Raw genomic sequence first — 16,892 nt, forward strand, 5'->3', positions numbered from 1 at the left:
GTGAACGGGCACGATGGCGCTGATTGGGCAGTGACGCGGAAGATCTCATATCTGACTCCATGTGTTGGGGGAACGCGGGACCGAAGAAGGGAACATGTCAGCTCTTGCTGCGAAGCAACCGGGTGAATCGACGGACGCTGCTGGCGCCGACCGTTCCTACGGTGATTGCGGCGACGGCGATCACCAGGGCGGCGCCCTGGACGATCGTTCGGGCACCGGCGGAGAGGCCGAGGATCGCAAGAGCCTGGTCGAGCAACTGGAGAAAGATGCATGCGACGACGACGCTGGCGACACTCGCGGGCCCGCCCGCAAAAATTCCGCCTGCGATTCCGACCGCGGTCACCGTGGCCAGCTGATACGGAACACCCACGGTGCTGTCCGGCGTACCGACGAACCCGGACAGCAGCACTCCGGAGAGTCCGTAGAGAAGGCCTGCAGCCGCGAAGCTCGACAGCCGCACTCGGGTGACTCTGACTCCTAGTGCGCGCGCCGCTCTCGGATTCGAACCCACCTCCGCGACTCGTCGACCCGCACGTGTCAGGTGCAGTACGCCCGCGAGGAGTGCGGCCAGTACGACTGCGACCAGGAAGCACGCGTTGACGCGGAAGATCGACAGCTGCGCGAAGTCTTGGAGTGCTTGGGGCGCTTGCCCGGTCAGCGAGAAGGAGACGCCGGTCGAGTAGCTGATGAGGCCGGTGACGATTCCGAACGTCGCCAGCGTGACGATCAGTGAGTTGAGTCCGAGAACCGAGATCAATATCCCGTTCACCGTGCTGATCACCACCGCCATCGCTACCGCTGCGACGAGGACGAGCGGGACGTTGGCACCGTCCCCGCCGTAGTGGACGATGATTCCCGCCACTGCCGCAAGAATTGCCGGCACGGAGAGGTCGATAGCTCCGAGCATGATGATGAGCATCTGCCCCATGGAAGCGAGCGCAAGTGTCCCGGCGAGCGCCGTGACAACCCAGACCGAGTCTCCCTTGAGGCTGGCAGGTGCAACGATGAGCGCTGCAACAATGAGGAGCGCCAACGCGGCCCATGCCGCGAGGTAGCGACCGGGGTATCGATACTTGATGTCGGTCAGTCTGCGCGTGCTCCTCTTGGGAGCATGCGAACTCGCCGCCGTCGAACCACTCTGCACGACCGTTGACATTTGGTAACTTTCTTTACATTCAGCGAAAAAGACTGACCGAGGTGATGGCTGTCACAGCATGACTCAGAGTCGAGCCTCCGGTCAAGACTTTCGGTCAAACAATTTACTGACTGTAGTGTTGAGCATGCCAGTGAATGCCGAGCGGGCTCACCATGTCCGGTCGTCAGCTCAAAGCCTGGCGAGAATCGTCCGCGCGCGAGAAATGACCGGTGGATCCACCATCTCACCGTCGATGGCGACAGCTCCCCCGCCTTCGGAAACCCAACCTGCATCGACGGCCGCCGCGACGCGACGCGCCCAGGCGATATCGGCCTCCGACGGACGTAGGACGTCGTGCACCAAGTCGACCTGACGTGGATGAATACACAGCTTGCCAGTGAGTCCCATTGCTTGTGCATGCATCACGTCGTCGATCAGACGTGCCGGGTCGTCCAACGACGTGGTGACACCGTCCACCGGGCCGGCGATTCCGGCTCCGGCGCTGGCGAGGACCAACTGAGACCTTGTGTAGAGGAACGCATCCCGTGAATCAGGATCGACCCGCAACGCTGCGGCAAGGTCGATGTGTCCGAGAGCAACCCGAACCACTCCCTCGGCGGCCGCGATCGACTCCGCCCGAAACACTCCGGCGGGTGTCTCGATCAGTGGTACCAACGGCAGTCCCGATCGGCGGTGCAAGGCCTCGACCATGACCGGAGAATCGGTCTTGGGGACCATGAGGGGCACACCGAATCTGCGCAACGAATCGATCTCGTTCTCGTGCCACCGCGAGTTCACCGCATTGATACGAACTATCGACACCGACTGTCGCCGTCCCGGTTCGAGCCACTGGACAACCGAGGCCAGTGCCGTGGACTTGTCGCCCGCACTCACCGCGTCTTCCAGGTCGAGAACAACGACATCCGATCCCGATGCATGAGCTTTCTCGAACCGGTCGGCTCGTGACGCCGGGACGAAGAGGAAGCTTCGGGCAGCTCCGATCTGCGCATGGACGCTCATCTCACGATCACGATCGGACGCCACACCAGCACCGTGGACGAACCCTGGTCGAGCGCGTCACGGCTCGAGGTGACAACTCGCAGTCCGAGAGCCCGGAGCCCGTCAGCGCTCGAGTCCACACTTTCGATCGTCACGGTCGAGGTGAGAAAATCTCCCTCGCGCACGGGGCCTACGTGATCGCAGCCATGCCAGCCGGCGACCGCAACGATTCCCGGAACGGCTTGACACACGTGATGGAACGCGATCCCGATGGAGTGACCGCCGTACACCAGCCTCTCTCCTCCTCCCGCCTCCGAATCGTGATGCACGCGTGCGACGTTCCCCGTCATTCGCGCGAGTTCGGGGGCACTGGAGACCACGTCGCCGCCGAGTACGTCGAGCTCGGTGCCCACCTCCCACGTCGTCGGACCGCCCGGTTCTGACAATTCGTGGACGTTCCATCCCGCCACCGACGAGAACAAGCCGGGATGTGCGGACGAGTCCGTTTCCGATGAGATGTCGTCGCGGTGGTCGGTCTCGGGGGCGAGCGGTGAGAGCAGAACCATCGCGCATCGGCGGTAGTCGAGGACTGTTCGCCCGTGCTGATCCACCGTGGTGATGCGCAGTACGACGAGTCCCGTCGGCGGCCGGTCCGGCCGGCGGGCGTTCTCACGAAGGGCTTCGACGACTGTCGTGGTTCGCAGAGTGTCGCCGACCACGGGAGAACGATGAAAATGCAGCCCTCGGTAGAACAGATTTGCTCGTACGTGTTGTGTTGCCGGTGTCGACTGGCCGATCGAGATGTCCCACACCAGAGCGGGGTTGACGATCGAGCCGCCGCAGATCGCCTGCGCGGACGCACGATCGAGGGACAGTGCATACCGGTTGCCCACGATCGAACTGTGCACCGCAGCGAGCCCGTCGGTCAGCGTTACCGCCGGCGCGGTATCGAACAGCTGGCCCACGACCAGTTCATCGAAATAGGGACTCCGGACCGATTTCCGAGGGGACTCGACCACCGACATGCACATACCACCATTCACGAGTTGACCGATGAACAGCTAGACTACTGTCAGATTATTGATTGGCTGCAAGGTTTTGCCGTAGATGTTGCTGAGATCCAGTCGGTGGGAACTCACTCGCAACCGGAAGAACGTGCACTCGGGCTACAGCGTGGGAGACTGTGAAAATACCGCCGCAATCTCGATACTTGCACCTCACACAACGCCTTCTGGAGATTCCATGACGTCATCCTCGACCAACTCGTTCAAAGCGCGACAGGTGACTCGTCCGCGCGATCAAGTCGAAGCGCAGTTGCGGGAAGCGATTCTGGACGGACGGTTCAAGCAGGGCGCCAAGCTTCCCCCCGAAACCGAGTTGGCCCAGCTCTTCGGGGTCAGCCGACCCACCGTGCGGGAGGCACTCGGAGCCCTGGTCAGCTCCGGCCTGATACGAAAGATCCCTGGAGTGGCGGGGGGTAGCTTCGTCAACACCGTGACCCCGCACTCGCTCAGTCAGATGCTGACCGAGTCGATGGACACCATCGTGCGCATCGGCGCGTTGGATATCGAGGAGATCACCGAGGTTCGCCGCCTCCTGGAAATTCCGGCCGCGGAATGGGCTGCGCGCAACCGAACGGACGAGGACATCGCCAAGATTCGCAGCGTCATCGACCTGCAGAAGAACATCACGATCGACGATCCCGAGATCCCGGAATACGACCTTCGCTTCCACACCGCGATCGGATACGCCTCCGGCAATCGCCTGCTCGCCGCATTCATCTCGTCCGTACACGATGCGACTCACCCCGCCCAATACTTGGACGTGACTCCCGAGGTCGCCAAGAAGACGGTTCGTCAGCACATTGCCATCGAGGCTGCCATAGAGGCGGGCGACGCGGAGAAGGCCGGCGCGGCGATGCGCGAACATTTGGACTTCGTCCTTCAGTACTCGCTTCCCTGCTAATTCCCGCAGCATCGGCGATATTGTCAGACATTATCCTGGCTGCTATTTTAGGGATCATGAGTACTACAGAACCGCAGCCGGCCGACGCGCCATCGAGAATTCTGGTCACGGGAGCTGCAGGTTTCGTCGGCTCCCACGTGGTGGAATTGTTGGCTGCCCAGTCGGACGCAGCGGTGCATGCCACAGACGCGGGCGGCGAGGCCATGCTGGGGCAACTGGACCAATTGCCCAATGTGACTGCCTCTCTCGCCGATCTACGCGATCGGTCTGCAATCACCTCGCTGGTTCGTGACGTCGATGTCGTTGTTCACCTCGCAGCCGTGCGAACCAAAGCGTCCTCCTCGAACACCCGCGACGCACACGAAGTCAATGTCGGCTCGACCTACGACCTGTTGACGGCGGCAAGCGACGCCGATGTCCGTCGGTTCGTCTTCGGGTCGTCGCACACGGTGTACGGCTCGTTCCCCAATCCGAACAGACGGCCGTTCGCAGAGGACGAACCGTGGGCCTGCACAGGCATCAACATGTACGCGGCCACCAAGCTCGCCGCCGAGGCTTATTGTGAGGCGTTCGCATCCGCAGGTGGTCCCGACTATTTGGCTTTACGACTCGGCACGATTTACGGCCCCCGCACCAGCCCCGGGTCGAACGGGTCGTTGATGACCGACCTGCTCGCGGCTGTTCACGACGGCCGGACACCGACCATTCCATGGGCCTCGGGCGCTCGACACGGCTTGATTCATGTTTCGGACGTTGCCGAAGCCGTCCGTCGCGCGATCGAATCCGATGCGACGGGAATGGCCGTGAACGTTTCCGGAACTCCGCGAACCTCCACAGAGATCTACGGCACCCTCGCCGAGCTGGCCGGGAGCGATCCAACGGCAATCGTCTTCGACGAGAACCGGACTCGGCATCAACTGGTCAGCCAGCGGAGGATGCAGGAGGTGCTGGGCTTCACGCCGCAGGTCGAACTGAAGGACGGCTTGCTCAGTGTGATCGAGTGGTTCCATTCGACGCAAGAGTGAACGACGAACGACGCCGACCTCACGGTCGGCGTCGTTCGTGGATACACGTCGATTCAGAAAACGATGACACCCTTACCTGCACGCTGCTGGTCGAATTCCTCGTACGCCTCGGACACCTCGTCCAACTTCCATCGGTGAGTGAAGAGGGCGTCGACCGGAAGGTTTTGCGCCACAATGAAATCGGCGCATTCCTTCTGCCCCACCCAGGACATCGACCATGACGTCATGACCGTCAGTTGGCGTCGAAGGTACGGCAACACGCCGATTCGAATCTCGGCACCGACACCCACGAAACATGCACGACCCCATCGCGCCAGACTGTCGATCAACGCGGCAGCTGCGATCGACGAACCTGACGTCTCCAATCCGACAGGAACGCCGTCGGCACCAGCAATTTTCCGAATCGCCTCCGGTACAGGCCCGCTCGCCGGATCGACGGCGGCCACCGCGCCGAAAGCGAGAGCCTGCTCGCGCCTCTCCGCGTTCAGGTCCACCGCGATGACGCGCGCGCCCAAGGCCGTCGCAAGCATGGTTGCCGACAGGCCGACCGGACCCTGACCGAACACCACCACGAACTTGCCGCCGACGTCGCCCACACGGTCGAGTGCGCCCCACGCAGTGCCCGTTCCGCACGAGATAGCAGCGCCCGCCTCAAAACTCAGTGTGTCGTCGAGTGGAACCAGTGTCGACGCCGGGACCTTGACGTAGGGCGCGTGACCACCGTGGTCGTCGCTTCCGAGCACCACGATCGGCTGCACAAGACACATCTGCGACCACCCCGACCGGCAGTCGGAGCAGGCCCCGCAACCGATGTAGTGGTGGATCATCACACGGTCTCCGACTTTCGCCACAGCATCGGACACACCCTCACCCACCGAGTGCACCACGCCTGCGGGCTCGTGTCCGGCGATACAGCGTCCGGCACTATCAGCTGCGGCGCGGTAATAATTGAGGTCACTTCCACACAGTCCCGACGCCTTGGTCGCCACGACGACCTCACCCTTACCCGGTGTGGGCTCGGGGAAATCACGCAACTCGATCTTGCGGTCGCCGAGATATACAGCTCCTTGCATCACTATCTCCCATCTCACTTCTCGAGTGGTATGCAGCGGTACGCCGGCTAACCGACGACCCCGCGTACGCGTAGTCCAGCAAGCTCGGCGTTCGACAATCCCAGCGCGTCGCCGAGAATTTCGTCCGTGTGCGCAGACAAGTCCGGTGCCGCACATGACTTCGCGTGTACATCGCCCCACCGCCACGGCGCGGCAGCGCTGAGCATGGTTCCGACTCCCGGCTGTTCGATTTGGTGCACGATGCCGGTTGAGTCCTCGAGCGCGATCTTCACGACCTCGCTCATGTCGCGGTACGGGCTCCACAGCACTCTCGCTGCGTCCAGCGATTTTTCTACGTTCGCGAAATCGCGCGTCGCGAACCAGGGCCGAAGTATCGATTCGATCGTATCCCGGAATCGGTACCGCGCACCCTCGTCGTCGAGATCCGCACCGAATGTCTGTGCCAGCGCTGTGAATATGCTCTCGGTGCCCGTGGCTCGCTGCAGGGCGTGCCACTGGCCTGTCGTCAGGGCAACCACCATCACGCGTCGTCCATCGGACGTCTCGAAATCGACACCGAAGGTGCCGAACATGTGATTGCCCAGTCTCTCTCTGGCACTCCCGGATTCGTGCGCCTCGGCCAGCCAGCCCATCTCCGCTACACCGGCGAGCGCCACGTCCGACAAGGCAACGTCGACCTTGGACCCGCGTCCCGTTCGGTCCCGGTGGACAACAGCCGCCGCCACCGACGTGGCCGCGATCATTCCTGTCACCAGGTCCCACGCAGGCAGCACATGGTTGACAGGCCCGATCCGGTCACTCGGACCGGTCATCATCGGCACACCGACCTCTGCGTTGATCGAGTAGTCGACCGCCGGCAGTCCCCCCCTACGCCCCTCGATATGGACGTGGATGGCGTCGGCGCGGCGCGCGATCAGCTGCTCGTGTCGAATTCGGCTGCGCCCTACCATGTTGTCGACCAGGATCCCCGTGCCGGGACCGGGTGCGGTCACCAGCCCGAGCAGAAGCTCCAGCCCCTCCTCGGTGCGGTGGTCGATAGTCACGGAGCGCTTACCCCGATTCAGATTCGTCCAGAACAGGCTCGCCCCGGTACGGGAAAGCGGCCATCGTCCCGCATCGCTCCCGCCCGTGGGTGGATCGACCCGAATGACATCCGCACCGAGCTGGGACAACGCCAACCCGGCAGACGGCCCGGCGACGAACGACGACGCCTCGATGACGCGGATGCCCGCGAGCGGACCCGTCACCCGACCGATCACGGCATCGCCAGCGACGGGTCCGCTGCGACGAGGGCGTCGGCCACCTCCGCCGAGACACCAACCGCCTTCAACTCGACATACGCTTCGAGCCCCTCGGGCCCGTTCTCCCGGCCAAGTCCGCTGAGCTTTATTCCGCCCATGGGCGCGGAGAAGCCGGCCGGATTTCCATTGACCTCGACGGTGCCGGTGTGGATCCGTTCGGCGACACGCAGACCGCGCTGAGCGTCACCGGTAAACACCGCGCCGTTCAGCCCGTAATCGGAATCGTTTGCCAACTCGATAGCGTGTGCCTCGTCGCGGTACGACAGCACCGACACGACCGGACCGAAGATTTCTTCGCGCACAATCTTCATGTCGGGGGTGGCATCGACAAAGACTGTTGGTTCGACGAACCAACCACGATCCAGATGGGCGGGTCGACCACCGCCCAGAACGCACCGTGCACCCTCTGCTCGACCGGCAGCGATGTATCCCTCCACGATGGTGCGCTGGCGTTCGGTCACCATCGGACCGATCTGGGTGTCGGGGTCCATCGGGTCGCCCACAGGCATAGCGGACACCATGTCCACGAGGCGGTCGGTGAACTCCTCCTGCTGCGACTGGTGCACCAGAATGCGTGTCTTGAGCGAGCACACCTGACCGCTATTGCGGAACGATCCCATGCGGAGCGCTTCGACAGCCGCGTCCAGGTCGGCGTCGGGAAGCACGACCGCCGCCGACTTGCCGCCGAGCTCGAGAGTCACACGCCGCAGATCCTCGCCACAACGCGCCGCGATGCTTCGTCCCGCCGCGGGGGATCCCGTAAACGTGACCTTGTCCACCATCGGGTGTCCCACGAGGTAGGCGCTCGCCTCTCGGCCTGCAGGAACGACGTTCAGAACGCCCGGCGGCAGACCGGCTTCGGTAGCCATCTCGGCCAAGAGGTAGGCATCCACCGGTGTTTCCGGCGAGGGCTTGAGCACCATCGTGCAGCCCGCGATGAGAGCGGGTACGAGCTTCTGCACATTGATCGACAACGGCATGTTCCACGGCGACACCGCGGCGACGACGCCGACCGGGCTCCGCGTGACAAGAGCATTGGCCGATCCGGAACGTCGCAGCGCTCGCCACGGGAAATCAGCGGCGATGTCGAGGGACGCGTCGATGACCCTGACCGGGTTTGCCGCCTGAATCGTCCTCGATTGCGTAATTGGACAACCCATCTCGGTCGTGATGGTGGTAGCGAGATCCTCCGCGTTCTCGACGAACAGCTGCCGTAGTCGACGCAGAATCTCCAGACGATCGTCGAGCGTGGTGTTCGACCACTTGCCGTCGTCGAACGCCATGCGCGCAGCGCGAACGGCGGTGTCCATGTCCTCGATGGATCCCGCAGGCACCGTGCCGTACACCTCACCTGTCGTCGGAGAGACGAGCTCGGTCACCTCCGACGAGGCGGGCGCGATCCACTTACCGTCGACGAAAATTGTTTCGTACGTTGACCTCTGCATCGAATCCCTCACGCGTCCGCGGTTGCACGTGTTGCAGCGAGACGAATGTCCCGTGCGACGAGCATGCTCTGAACTTGATTGGTGCCGTCGTATATCTCGGCGACCTTCGCATCGCGCATCAGCCGTTCGGCCCCGAGCGAAACCAAATCTCCGTCCGGCCCCAGAAGCTCGACGCATCGCGCGGCAACGCTCGTTCCCAATGTCGTGCAGTGCATCTTTACCAAGGACACCTCTGCGACCGGCTCCTCGACACTGGCGTCGACCTGATCGGACACCGACAACAGCATTGCCCGCGCGGCCGTGATGTCGCCGCGCAATCTGGCGAGCTCGAACTGCAGATCCTGGGCATGCGCGGTCTTGGACGAGAGTAGATCTCGATAGTTCGCCCAGGCCACCACGACGTCGAACGCACCCTGTGCGAAACCGACGCCCTGCGCAGCGGCACTGATTCGAGATCGAACGACCGAGCGCAAGAGCAGTGGGTAGCCGTCGCCTTCTTCGCCCATCCGGGCCGAGACGGGGATCCGGCAGTCCTGGAACGACAACGTCACCGTCGACGCACCCTTCTGACCCAACTTCTTCATCGGCGCTCCCGGCACGAAGCCGTCGAGTGTCGCAGTGTCGAGAAGGAAGGCAGTGATACCCGACTTCCCGAGGGCGGTGTCCACAGTGGCGAACAAGACGATAACGTCGGCACGGTCACCGTTGGAGATGAATGTCTTCTCGCCGTTGACGATGTAGCTGTCCCCGTCGCGTCGGGCGACCGTTCGCATCGAACTGACGTCCGAACCAGCACCGGGCTCCGTGAGCGCGATCGATCCGATCGCAGTTGCCTTGCACAGCTTCGGTACCCACCGCTCGCTCTGCTCCTGCGAGCCCTGAAGGTGAATCGGGTGAGCGGCATGCATCTGCGTCATGTAAACCGTCGAGGTCGCACCACAAACGGCCGAGATGCGCAGCAGCGCTTCGGCATACGTCGAGGTGCTCGCTCCTGCACCACCCAGGGACTTCTGCATCTGCAGAACCCCGAGGCCCGCGTCCGCCAGTTCGGAGATCGCAGCGGAGGGGAACGTGCCGGTCGCGTCGATCGCCTCGGCTTCGGGCGCGATGGTGCGCGCGATAATTGAGTCGACAATGTCGATGATGTCGTAATCGACGCTGGCCCATGGTGTGTTCATGTGATCTCCTGATGAAAGACGGGTGCCCGACGCTCGGCAAAGGACGTGATGCCTTCCTGCCCGTCGCGAGCAGCTATGGATACGGCAGCGAGTGCAGCCTCGTGATCGAGCGCCGCCGCGCGGAAGGCGGACCGTGCAGCGTCGAGGATGTTCGCGACGCCGGTTCGGCTTCCCGACGCGATCAACTCGGCCAGTCTCCGAGCTTCCGCCGCCGAATCTTCGGGCGGTAGCGGGGGAACCGAGAGAAGACCGATCTGCCAGGCTCGATCGGCGTCGATTCGTTCGCCCCCGAGCATCATCGCAAGGGCTGCCGGTTTGCTCACCGACATCGCGAGCCGTTGCGTGCCACCGAAACCCGGGATGCAACCGATGCGTGCCTCGGGAAGGCCGAATCGGCTCCGATCCGATGCGACGACCAGGTGGCAGGACAGCATCATCTCGAAACCGCCACCGAGCGCGAAGCCGTCCACGTCGGCGACCACCGGCACCACCGAGTCGGCGATGGCCGTCATCGTTCGTTGGCCTGCTCGAATGAACGAGTGCGCGGCCTCGACGTCGAGTCCGCGGATCTCATCGAGATCGGCACCGGCGCTGAAGGCGCGGTCTCCGCTGCCGCGAATGATGATGGCTCCCAGGGAATCGTCGTGTTGCGCTTCGACGACGACGCCGAGGATCTCGCCGAGAACGGTGGAGTTGAGCGCGTTCAATTGTCCGGGCCGAACGATCTCGATGGCCAGAACTCGCCCGGAACGGGTGGTGTCGATCATGGAACCCACACGACCTCCTCGTTCGCCAACTCTGCGATCGCCGCGTCGTCGAGCCCGATCTCTGCGAGCACATGTCGCCCGTGCTCTCCGCGCAGCGGCGCCGGAATACGAGCCTGCCGATCCTCGCGATCGGAGGCAAGTCTCCACGGAGTCCCGACTCCGCGGAATGTACCCGCCACCGGATGCTCGTAGGACACAATTGCCGAGCGTGCTTCGACCTGCGGGTCCGCGACCACCTCCGACAACGAGTTGATCTGCGAGCATGGAACGCCGACGGACTGCAGCGTTTTCAGTGCGGTCTCCGAGGACATGGTCTCGAGCCGAGCTTGGAACAAGCCGACGACTTCATCCCGCTTGGCACGGCGATCGGCGTTGGTTCGCAGGTCCTCCCGCTGCCCCAGATCGTGCAAGCCGAGCGCCTCGCACGCGCGAGTCCAATGACCATCGTTTCCGATGGCGACGACGATGGGACGATCAGCGGTCTGCATGGACTGATAGATGGCCACGACCGAGTCACGACCCGAGCACGGTGCGGGTTCCGGATCTCCTGCGAGGTAGCTTGCGATGCGCGGCGACATGAACGCCAGATCGGCTTCAAGCAAGGCGATGTCGACGATCTCGCCCTCCCCCGTTCGCTGCTGTTTGACCAGAGCCGACGCAACAGCGAACGCGGCGACGGTCCCTGCTGCCACATCGGAGAGCGCCGTACTGACACGCTGCGGCACGCCGTCTGCGCCCGTTACACTCATGATTCCCGATCGGGCCTGGGCAATGAGGTCGTAGCCCGGGAGCGCAGAGTCCGGTCCAGTGAGCCCGAAGCCCGAGAATGCGCATATAACCAACTTTGGGAATGCTTTTCGCAGAGTTGCTGGACTCAAACCGTGCTTGTCGAGTTTGACCGGGTTGATGTTCTCGATGAAGACATCGGCGGTCTCGAGCAATTTGAACAGGACGTCGCGGCCGGCCTGTCCGCGGATGTCGAGGCACATGCTGCGCTTGTTGCGATTGACCGACAGGAACCACGCGGCCTCACCGTTCAAGAATGGAGGGCCCCATCCGCGCGCGTCGTCCCCGCGAATCGGTTCGATCTTGATGACGTCGGCACCCATGTCTGCGAGGTACATCGAGGTCGTCGGTGCAGCGTAGGACGACGAGATGTCGACTACCCGCACACCGGCCAATGGCCCAATGGATGCGTCCATGCTGTTCTCCGATTCTGTGCTGGTGCCGCTCTCGCGCGATGCGGCGGTCATGGCAGCACTGTTGCTTGAGAACCCAGACCGAGCTGGGCAACCCGTGCCAGGTGAAAGCGCCGCCCACCAGCCCTCGACTGGATGCTGACTGCATCGCGCAACAGTCCGGCGATGGGGTACTCCTCGATGTATCCATACCCGCCGTGGGCCTGCACGGCATCGACGCACACGGCGACGGCTGCGCGCCCGGCCACGGCCGACACCGGCGACGAACTGTCGCCGTCGAGGGCCCGCAGCAGCAACGCCTCCGCTTCTCGAACGCGGAGATCCATCTCGGCGAGCAGGGCACGCAGACCCGCGAAGGACGCGACGGGGACGCCGAACTGGTGACGCCCCAGAACGTAGGACTGTGACTCGAGCACTGCCCGTCGGGCTGTGCCGATCAGCGCGGCCCCGGTGAACAGGTCCCACCGCGAGACCAGTTCCGTTGCGTCGCAACCCTCGACCACAGTGCCCGAGTCGATGGTGATGGAGACGAGCTCCGCCTGCGCCAGACCGGATCGTTTCGCGCTGGCGTCGGGGACGACGAGGTTCCACGGTGCTGAAGACACCGACCCGGTCACTGAGTCCCAGACAACCACGCGCTGTGGCTCCAATGCCGACGACACCACGGTCGTCGAGCCTGCGAAGGCCAATCCGAACGTCGAGCCACCCGGCCCTACATCTCGGCCGACATGGTCGGCCGCGTAGCGCCCGGCGAGCACGAAAGCGAGCGACGGAGAGGTCTGCGCGACTTCTCGCACGGTATGAGCGAGCCAGGCCAGACCATCGGGCTCATCGGCGACATCGCCTGCGAGCTCGAGAAGCCCGGTACTTTCCAACGCCCCCCGTGAAGCACTCATCGAGTCGGACGAGTCGGCCACCGACGATGCAACCTTCGTGGCTGTCGCCAGAAACTCCCGTAGCTCGGAGCCGAGGCCGCTCATCGGTTGAACTTCGAACGGTCGGGCTCGCGGCGCTGCTCGAACGATTCGGACATCTCGGTGGCCTCCTGAGTGCTGCGATACGCAGTGAGCAAGAGGTCGTGAGCCATCCGAGCCTGTCCGACGACACCGGTGTGGCGTCCGGAGAACGCAGCCTTGAGCGCACTGAGGGCGAAGGGGCCACGGCTGCGCAATGTCTGCGCCAACTCGATCGCATGGGAAACCGGATCCTCGGCGATGTCGTTGACGAGCCCTATCTCCTGCGCTTGCTCGGCGGTGTACTTGCGGTTGAGGTACCACATTTCCTTAGCGCGTCGACGCCCGATCGTCTGCTCGAGGTACCACGTGCCGTACCCGGCGTCGAAGCTTCCCACCATGGGCCCGACCTGCCTGAAGATCGAATGCGGTGCTGCAACGGTCAGGTCGCAGACAACCTGGAGAACGTTGCCGCCGCCGACAGCGAATCCATTGACGGCTGCGATGACCGGTTTGGGCATCGTGTCGATGAACTCGTACAAATCGATGACCGGCATCACGCTCGAGTAGTCGAGCGACGTAAGTTCCTCGTGTTCGCCGCCGATACAGAAGAACTTGTCGCCGACTCCGGTCAGCACCGCGACATCCACCGACGGCGTCTCACGCACCATGCGGAATGCGTCGAGCAACTCGCGGGCGGTGGTGAAACGCAACTTGTTCGCGTTCTCGGGGCGGTTGATCGCAATGGTCGCCACCCCCTCGTCGACCGAGACGACGATGTCTTCGTAGGTCATTGCGGTACCACTTTCTGTTCCGGTTCAAAGATCGATCTTTGTAAGACATTTAGTCTGATACTTTCTTTACAGAAACGTACATTGTCATACAGATAGAAGCAACAAGTTTCGTCCGTCTCGCAGCCTTACCATCGACTTCCAGGAGAGAACATGACCACAGCATCCACTCCGATCTGCGTCGTGGGCGCAGGCACAATGGGGCGTGGAATCGCGCAGACCGCGCTCGCTGCGGGCCATTCGGTCACTATCGTCGATCCACAGGAACATCAGCTGGTCGCCGCGGCAGCCGACATCGAAGCCCGCCTGACCAAACGGCACCCCGCATTGGCGGCCGACCTCGAGTCCGCGTTGACCACCTGCACGTCGATCCCACTCTCCCCGCGTCATCCGAACACCGTGGTCATCGAGGCGGTTCTCGAGTCGCTCGATGTCAAGTCTGCTGTCTTCACAGCAGCCGCGGACCACTTCGGCCCGCAGTGCATTCTCGCCACCAACACCTCTTCGCTGTCCGTCTCCGCGATCGCCGCACGCTGCCCACTCCCCACCCGGGTCGTCGGAATGCATTTCTTCAACCCGGTTCCAGTGATGAAGCTCGTCGAAGTCGTCACGGGGCTGCAGACCGACCCGCAGGTCGCAGAAGAGATCGACACGCTCGCGGTCGCATGGGGCAAGACGGTCGCTCGAGTGACGAACGCACCGGGCTTCATCGTCAACCGGGTCGCTCGTGGCTTCTACGGTGAACCCCTCCGACTACTCCAGGAGTGCGTCGCCTCACCCGCCACCCTCGACGCGGTCATCCGCGGCTCCGGGCAGTTCAGGATGGGGCCGTTCGAGCTGATGGATCTCATCGGCAACGACGTCAATGCAGCAGTGACCAGAACGGTCTGGTCGGCTTTCAACTTCGATCCCAGGTTCGAGCCGTCGCGAATCCAGGACGAGCTAGTCGCCGCGGGACGCTACGGACGCAAGAGCGGGCATGGCTTCTACTCCTACGCCACAGAGCACACCCCCGCCGAAGCTCCAGCGCAGGTCCAGCTCGGCGCGCTTGCACCGCATGCCGTTCGACGCGGTGACAGCGCCGAGCTGGACGCGGTGTTGGAGCGATCCAGCATCGCAGTCACCCGCGACGAGCAGGCACCGGACGCACAGGCGGAACTCGTTCTCGACGGAACAGTCGTCGTCATCACCCGCGGCCGCACCGCGAGGTCGGAATCGGCAGCACGAGGCGGCACACCCGTCGTCGTTCTCGACCGCTGCATCAGCGTTGCCGAGGCCACTGCGATCGCGGTCGCATCGTCGCATGTGGAGTCGCTTTCGGCGGTGGCGGCCATGCTGCACCGGGCAGGCATCACCGCCCACCCCGTGTCCGACGTGCCCGGCCTTGTGCTCGCTCGGACCCTTGCCGTCATCGCCAACGAAGCCTGGGAGGCAACGATGCACGGCGTGGCCTCCCCCGCTGACATCGACATCGCGATGAAACTGGGCACGAACTACCCGGCAGGCCCGTTCGAGTGGACTCGCGATTGGTCACGTGCAGCTGTGTTGGAACTGCTCGACGCGCTGTGGTTCAGCTACCACGACACCCGCTACCGGGCCAATCGCCTACTGCGGGACTGACGCGAAAATCCCGTACGTTCACGCCGATGCGCGAACGTACGGGATTCTTCATGCCATGTAGCGGACGATGTCCTCTACCCGAGCCTTGGCGTCGCCGAACAACATTCGGCTGTTGTCTCGGAAGAACAGCGGGTTCTGCACACCCGCATACCCGGTTGCCATGGAACGTTTGAACACAATTACATCCTTGGCTTCCCATACGCGCAGCACCGGCATACCCGCGATCGGTGACGATGGGTCCTCGGCCGCGGCCGGGTTGACTGTGTCATTTGCGCCGATCACCAGCACCACGTCGACACGATGCAACTCGTCATTGATCTCGTCCATCTCCAAGACGATGTCGTAGGGCACCTTCGCTTCGGCGAGTAGCACATTCATGTGGCCGGGCAATCGACCTGCAACCGGGTGGATGGCGAACTTCACGTCAACTCCCCGCTCACGCAAAGCCTTGGCCAACTCTGCGACGGGATACTGCGCCTGCGCGACAGCCATTCCGTAACCCGGAGTGATGACCACCGAGGACGCGTTCTGCAGAAGGTCCGCCGCAGTCTCTGCGTCGACCTCACGGTGCTCGCCGTAGTCGGTATCGTCCGAGACCGAAGCGGTGGAACCGAATCCACCGGCGATGACGGAGACGAACGAGCGGTTCATCGCTGTGCACATGATGTAGGACAGGTACGCGCCCGAGGATCCGACAAGGGCTCCCGTCACGATCAGCAGGTCGTTGTTCAGCAGGAAGCCCGAAGCCGCTGCAGCCCAACCGGAATACGAGTTCAACATCGACACGACCACCGGCATGTCGCCACCGCCGATTGACGCCACCAGATGCCAGCCGAGGGTGAACGCCAGAACGGTGACCGCAACGAGCAGCCACAGCGACGGCACCGCGACGAACCAGACGGTGAGCGCGAAGAAAGCCACCAACGCCCCGATATTGAGAGCATTCTTGCCGGGAAGCATCAACGGGGACGAAGACATCTGGCCGGACAGCTTCAGGTTCGCAACGATCGAACCGGTGAACGTCACCGCCCCGATGAACACTCCGATGAACACCTCTGCGTGGTGAATACCCTCCACCGCCCCGGACTCGAAGGTTTCGTGCGCGAGATAGCCGTTCCAGCCCACCAGTACCGCTGCGAGCCCAACGAAAGAATGCAGTAGAGCAATCAGTTCCGGCATCCCCGTCATCTCGACCACCCGGGCACGCCACCGCCCGATGGCCGCGCCGATCAGCAGCGCCACGACGAGCAATCCGATTGCCACGCCGCCCGAGCCGTCGACGATCACCACGATGGTAGAGCCGACGGCGATCGCCATTCCCACGATGCCGTAGGCGATGCCGTTCTTCGAGGTTTCGTGCTTCGACAGCCCTGCGAGAGAAAAAATGAACAACACAGCGGCGACGAGGTACGCGGCGCTCGTCGCGGACAACACGGTCATG

General features: G+C 63.3%; 15 protein-coding genes. 3 read left to right on the top strand and 12 right to left on the bottom strand.

All coding sequences use genetic code 11. From position 1 onward, the window contains the following. Positions 1-97: 97 nt before the first annotated feature. The 3 genes from CH276_RS15105 to CH276_RS15115 all read right to left on the bottom strand — a co-directional run bounded on the left by CH276_RS15105 (position 98) and on the right by CH276_RS15115 (position 3,159). Positions 98-1,156: an ABC transporter permease gene (locus CH276_RS15105; RefSeq protein ID WP_094622258.1), complete on the bottom strand. Its 1,059-nt coding sequence runs from the start codon at positions 1,154-1,156 to the stop codon at positions 98-100. A gap of 168 nt (positions 1,157-1,324) precedes the next feature. Next, positions 1,325-2,179 (bottom strand): HpcH/HpaI aldolase/citrate lyase family protein, encoded by an 855-nt coding sequence (locus CH276_RS15110; protein ID WP_080738113.1) that lies wholly within the window; start codon positions 2,177-2,179, stop codon positions 1,325-1,327. Beyond that, positions 2,152-3,159: a MaoC family dehydratase gene (locus tag CH276_RS15115; protein WP_037185282.1), complete on the bottom strand. Its 1,008-nt coding sequence runs from the start codon at positions 3,157-3,159 to the stop codon at positions 2,152-2,154. Before CH276_RS15115 ends, CH276_RS15110 begins: the two co-directional genes overlap by 28 nt. A gap of 217 nt (positions 3,160-3,376) precedes the next feature. Here CH276_RS15115 and CH276_RS15120 point away from each other — a divergent pair, with 217 nt between their 5' ends. Both CH276_RS15120 and CH276_RS15125 read left to right on the top strand, forming a co-directional pair. Continuing rightward, complete coding sequence (locus CH276_RS15120) at positions 3,377-4,099, top strand: FadR/GntR family transcriptional regulator (RefSeq protein ID WP_037183709.1); 723 nt, start codon at positions 3,377-3,379, stop codon at positions 4,097-4,099. A 56-nt stretch (positions 4,100-4,155) separates the two neighbouring features. Continuing rightward, on the top strand, positions 4,156-5,124 hold the full coding sequence (locus tag CH276_RS15125; protein ID WP_037185279.1) for an NAD-dependent epimerase/dehydratase family protein: 969 nt from the start codon (positions 4,156-4,158) through the stop codon (positions 5,122-5,124). Positions 5,125-5,177: 53 nt separating this feature from the next. On the opposite strand, the gene CH276_RS15130 is transcribed toward CH276_RS15125, so the two are convergent. From CH276_RS15130 to CH276_RS15165, 8 genes are read right to left on the bottom strand one after another with little or no spacing between them, the layout of a single operon-like run. Further along, positions 5,178-6,197 (bottom strand): zinc-dependent alcohol dehydrogenase family protein, encoded by a 1,020-nt coding sequence (locus tag CH276_RS15130; RefSeq protein WP_037183708.1) that lies wholly within the window; start codon positions 6,195-6,197, stop codon positions 5,178-5,180. A gap of 47 nt (positions 6,198-6,244) precedes the next feature. Further along, positions 6,245-7,444: a CoA transferase gene (locus CH276_RS15135; protein WP_244165059.1), complete on the bottom strand. Its 1,200-nt coding sequence runs from the start codon at positions 7,442-7,444 to the stop codon at positions 6,245-6,247. 8 nt (positions 7,445-7,452) lie between these two features. Continuing rightward, entirely contained in the window at positions 7,453-8,943 is a 1,491-nt protein-coding gene (locus CH276_RS15140; RefSeq protein WP_176459268.1) for an aldehyde dehydrogenase, read from the bottom strand. A gap of 8 nt (positions 8,944-8,951) precedes the next feature. Further along, positions 8,952-10,121: an acyl-CoA dehydrogenase family protein gene (locus CH276_RS15145; RefSeq protein ID WP_037183704.1), complete on the bottom strand. Its 1,170-nt coding sequence runs from the start codon at positions 10,119-10,121 to the stop codon at positions 8,952-8,954. Further along, positions 10,118-10,888: an enoyl-CoA hydratase/isomerase family protein gene (locus CH276_RS15150; protein ID WP_037183702.1), complete on the bottom strand. Its 771-nt coding sequence runs from the start codon at positions 10,886-10,888 to the stop codon at positions 10,118-10,120. The genes CH276_RS15145 and CH276_RS15150 overlap by 4 nt, the downstream gene beginning before the upstream one ends. Then, positions 10,885-12,141, bottom strand: coding sequence for a CaiB/BaiF CoA transferase family protein (locus CH276_RS15155; RefSeq protein WP_244165058.1), 1,257 nt, complete (start codon positions 12,139-12,141; stop codon positions 10,885-10,887). The genes CH276_RS15150 and CH276_RS15155 overlap by 4 nt, the downstream gene beginning before the upstream one ends. After that, positions 12,138-13,067 carry an acyl-CoA dehydrogenase family protein gene (locus CH276_RS15160; protein WP_094631328.1) on the bottom strand — a complete coding sequence of 310 codons (930 nt, stop codon included), beginning with the start codon at positions 13,065-13,067 and terminating at the stop codon, positions 12,138-12,140. The genes CH276_RS15155 and CH276_RS15160 overlap by 4 nt, the downstream gene beginning before the upstream one ends. Next, a complete protein-coding gene (locus CH276_RS15165) occupies positions 13,064-13,834 on the bottom strand; it encodes an enoyl-CoA hydratase-related protein (RefSeq protein WP_094622260.1) in 771 nt (256 codons plus the stop codon). The genes CH276_RS15160 and CH276_RS15165 overlap by 4 nt, the downstream gene beginning before the upstream one ends. 150 nt (positions 13,835-13,984) lie before the next feature. Here CH276_RS15165 and CH276_RS15170 point away from each other — a divergent pair, with 150 nt between their 5' ends. Next, complete coding sequence (locus tag CH276_RS15170; RefSeq protein WP_037183696.1) at positions 13,985-15,451, top strand: 3-hydroxyacyl-CoA dehydrogenase NAD-binding domain-containing protein; 1,467 nt, start codon at positions 13,985-13,987, stop codon at positions 15,449-15,451. 48 nt (positions 15,452-15,499) lie between these two features. Here CH276_RS15170 and pntB read toward each other — a convergent pair whose 3' ends face one another. Then, positions 15,500-16,891 carry a Re/Si-specific NAD(P)(+) transhydrogenase subunit beta gene (gene pntB / locus CH276_RS15175; RefSeq protein ID WP_176458691.1) on the bottom strand — a complete coding sequence of 464 codons (1,392 nt, stop codon included), beginning with the start codon at positions 16,889-16,891 and terminating at the stop codon, positions 15,500-15,502. Position 16,892 lies beyond the last annotated feature (1 nt).

It is taken from the genome of Rhodococcus sp. 06-470-2 (genome assembly GCF_002258235.1).
Taxonomy (GTDB): domain Bacteria; phylum Actinomycetota; class Actinomycetes; order Mycobacteriales; family Mycobacteriaceae; genus Rhodococcoides.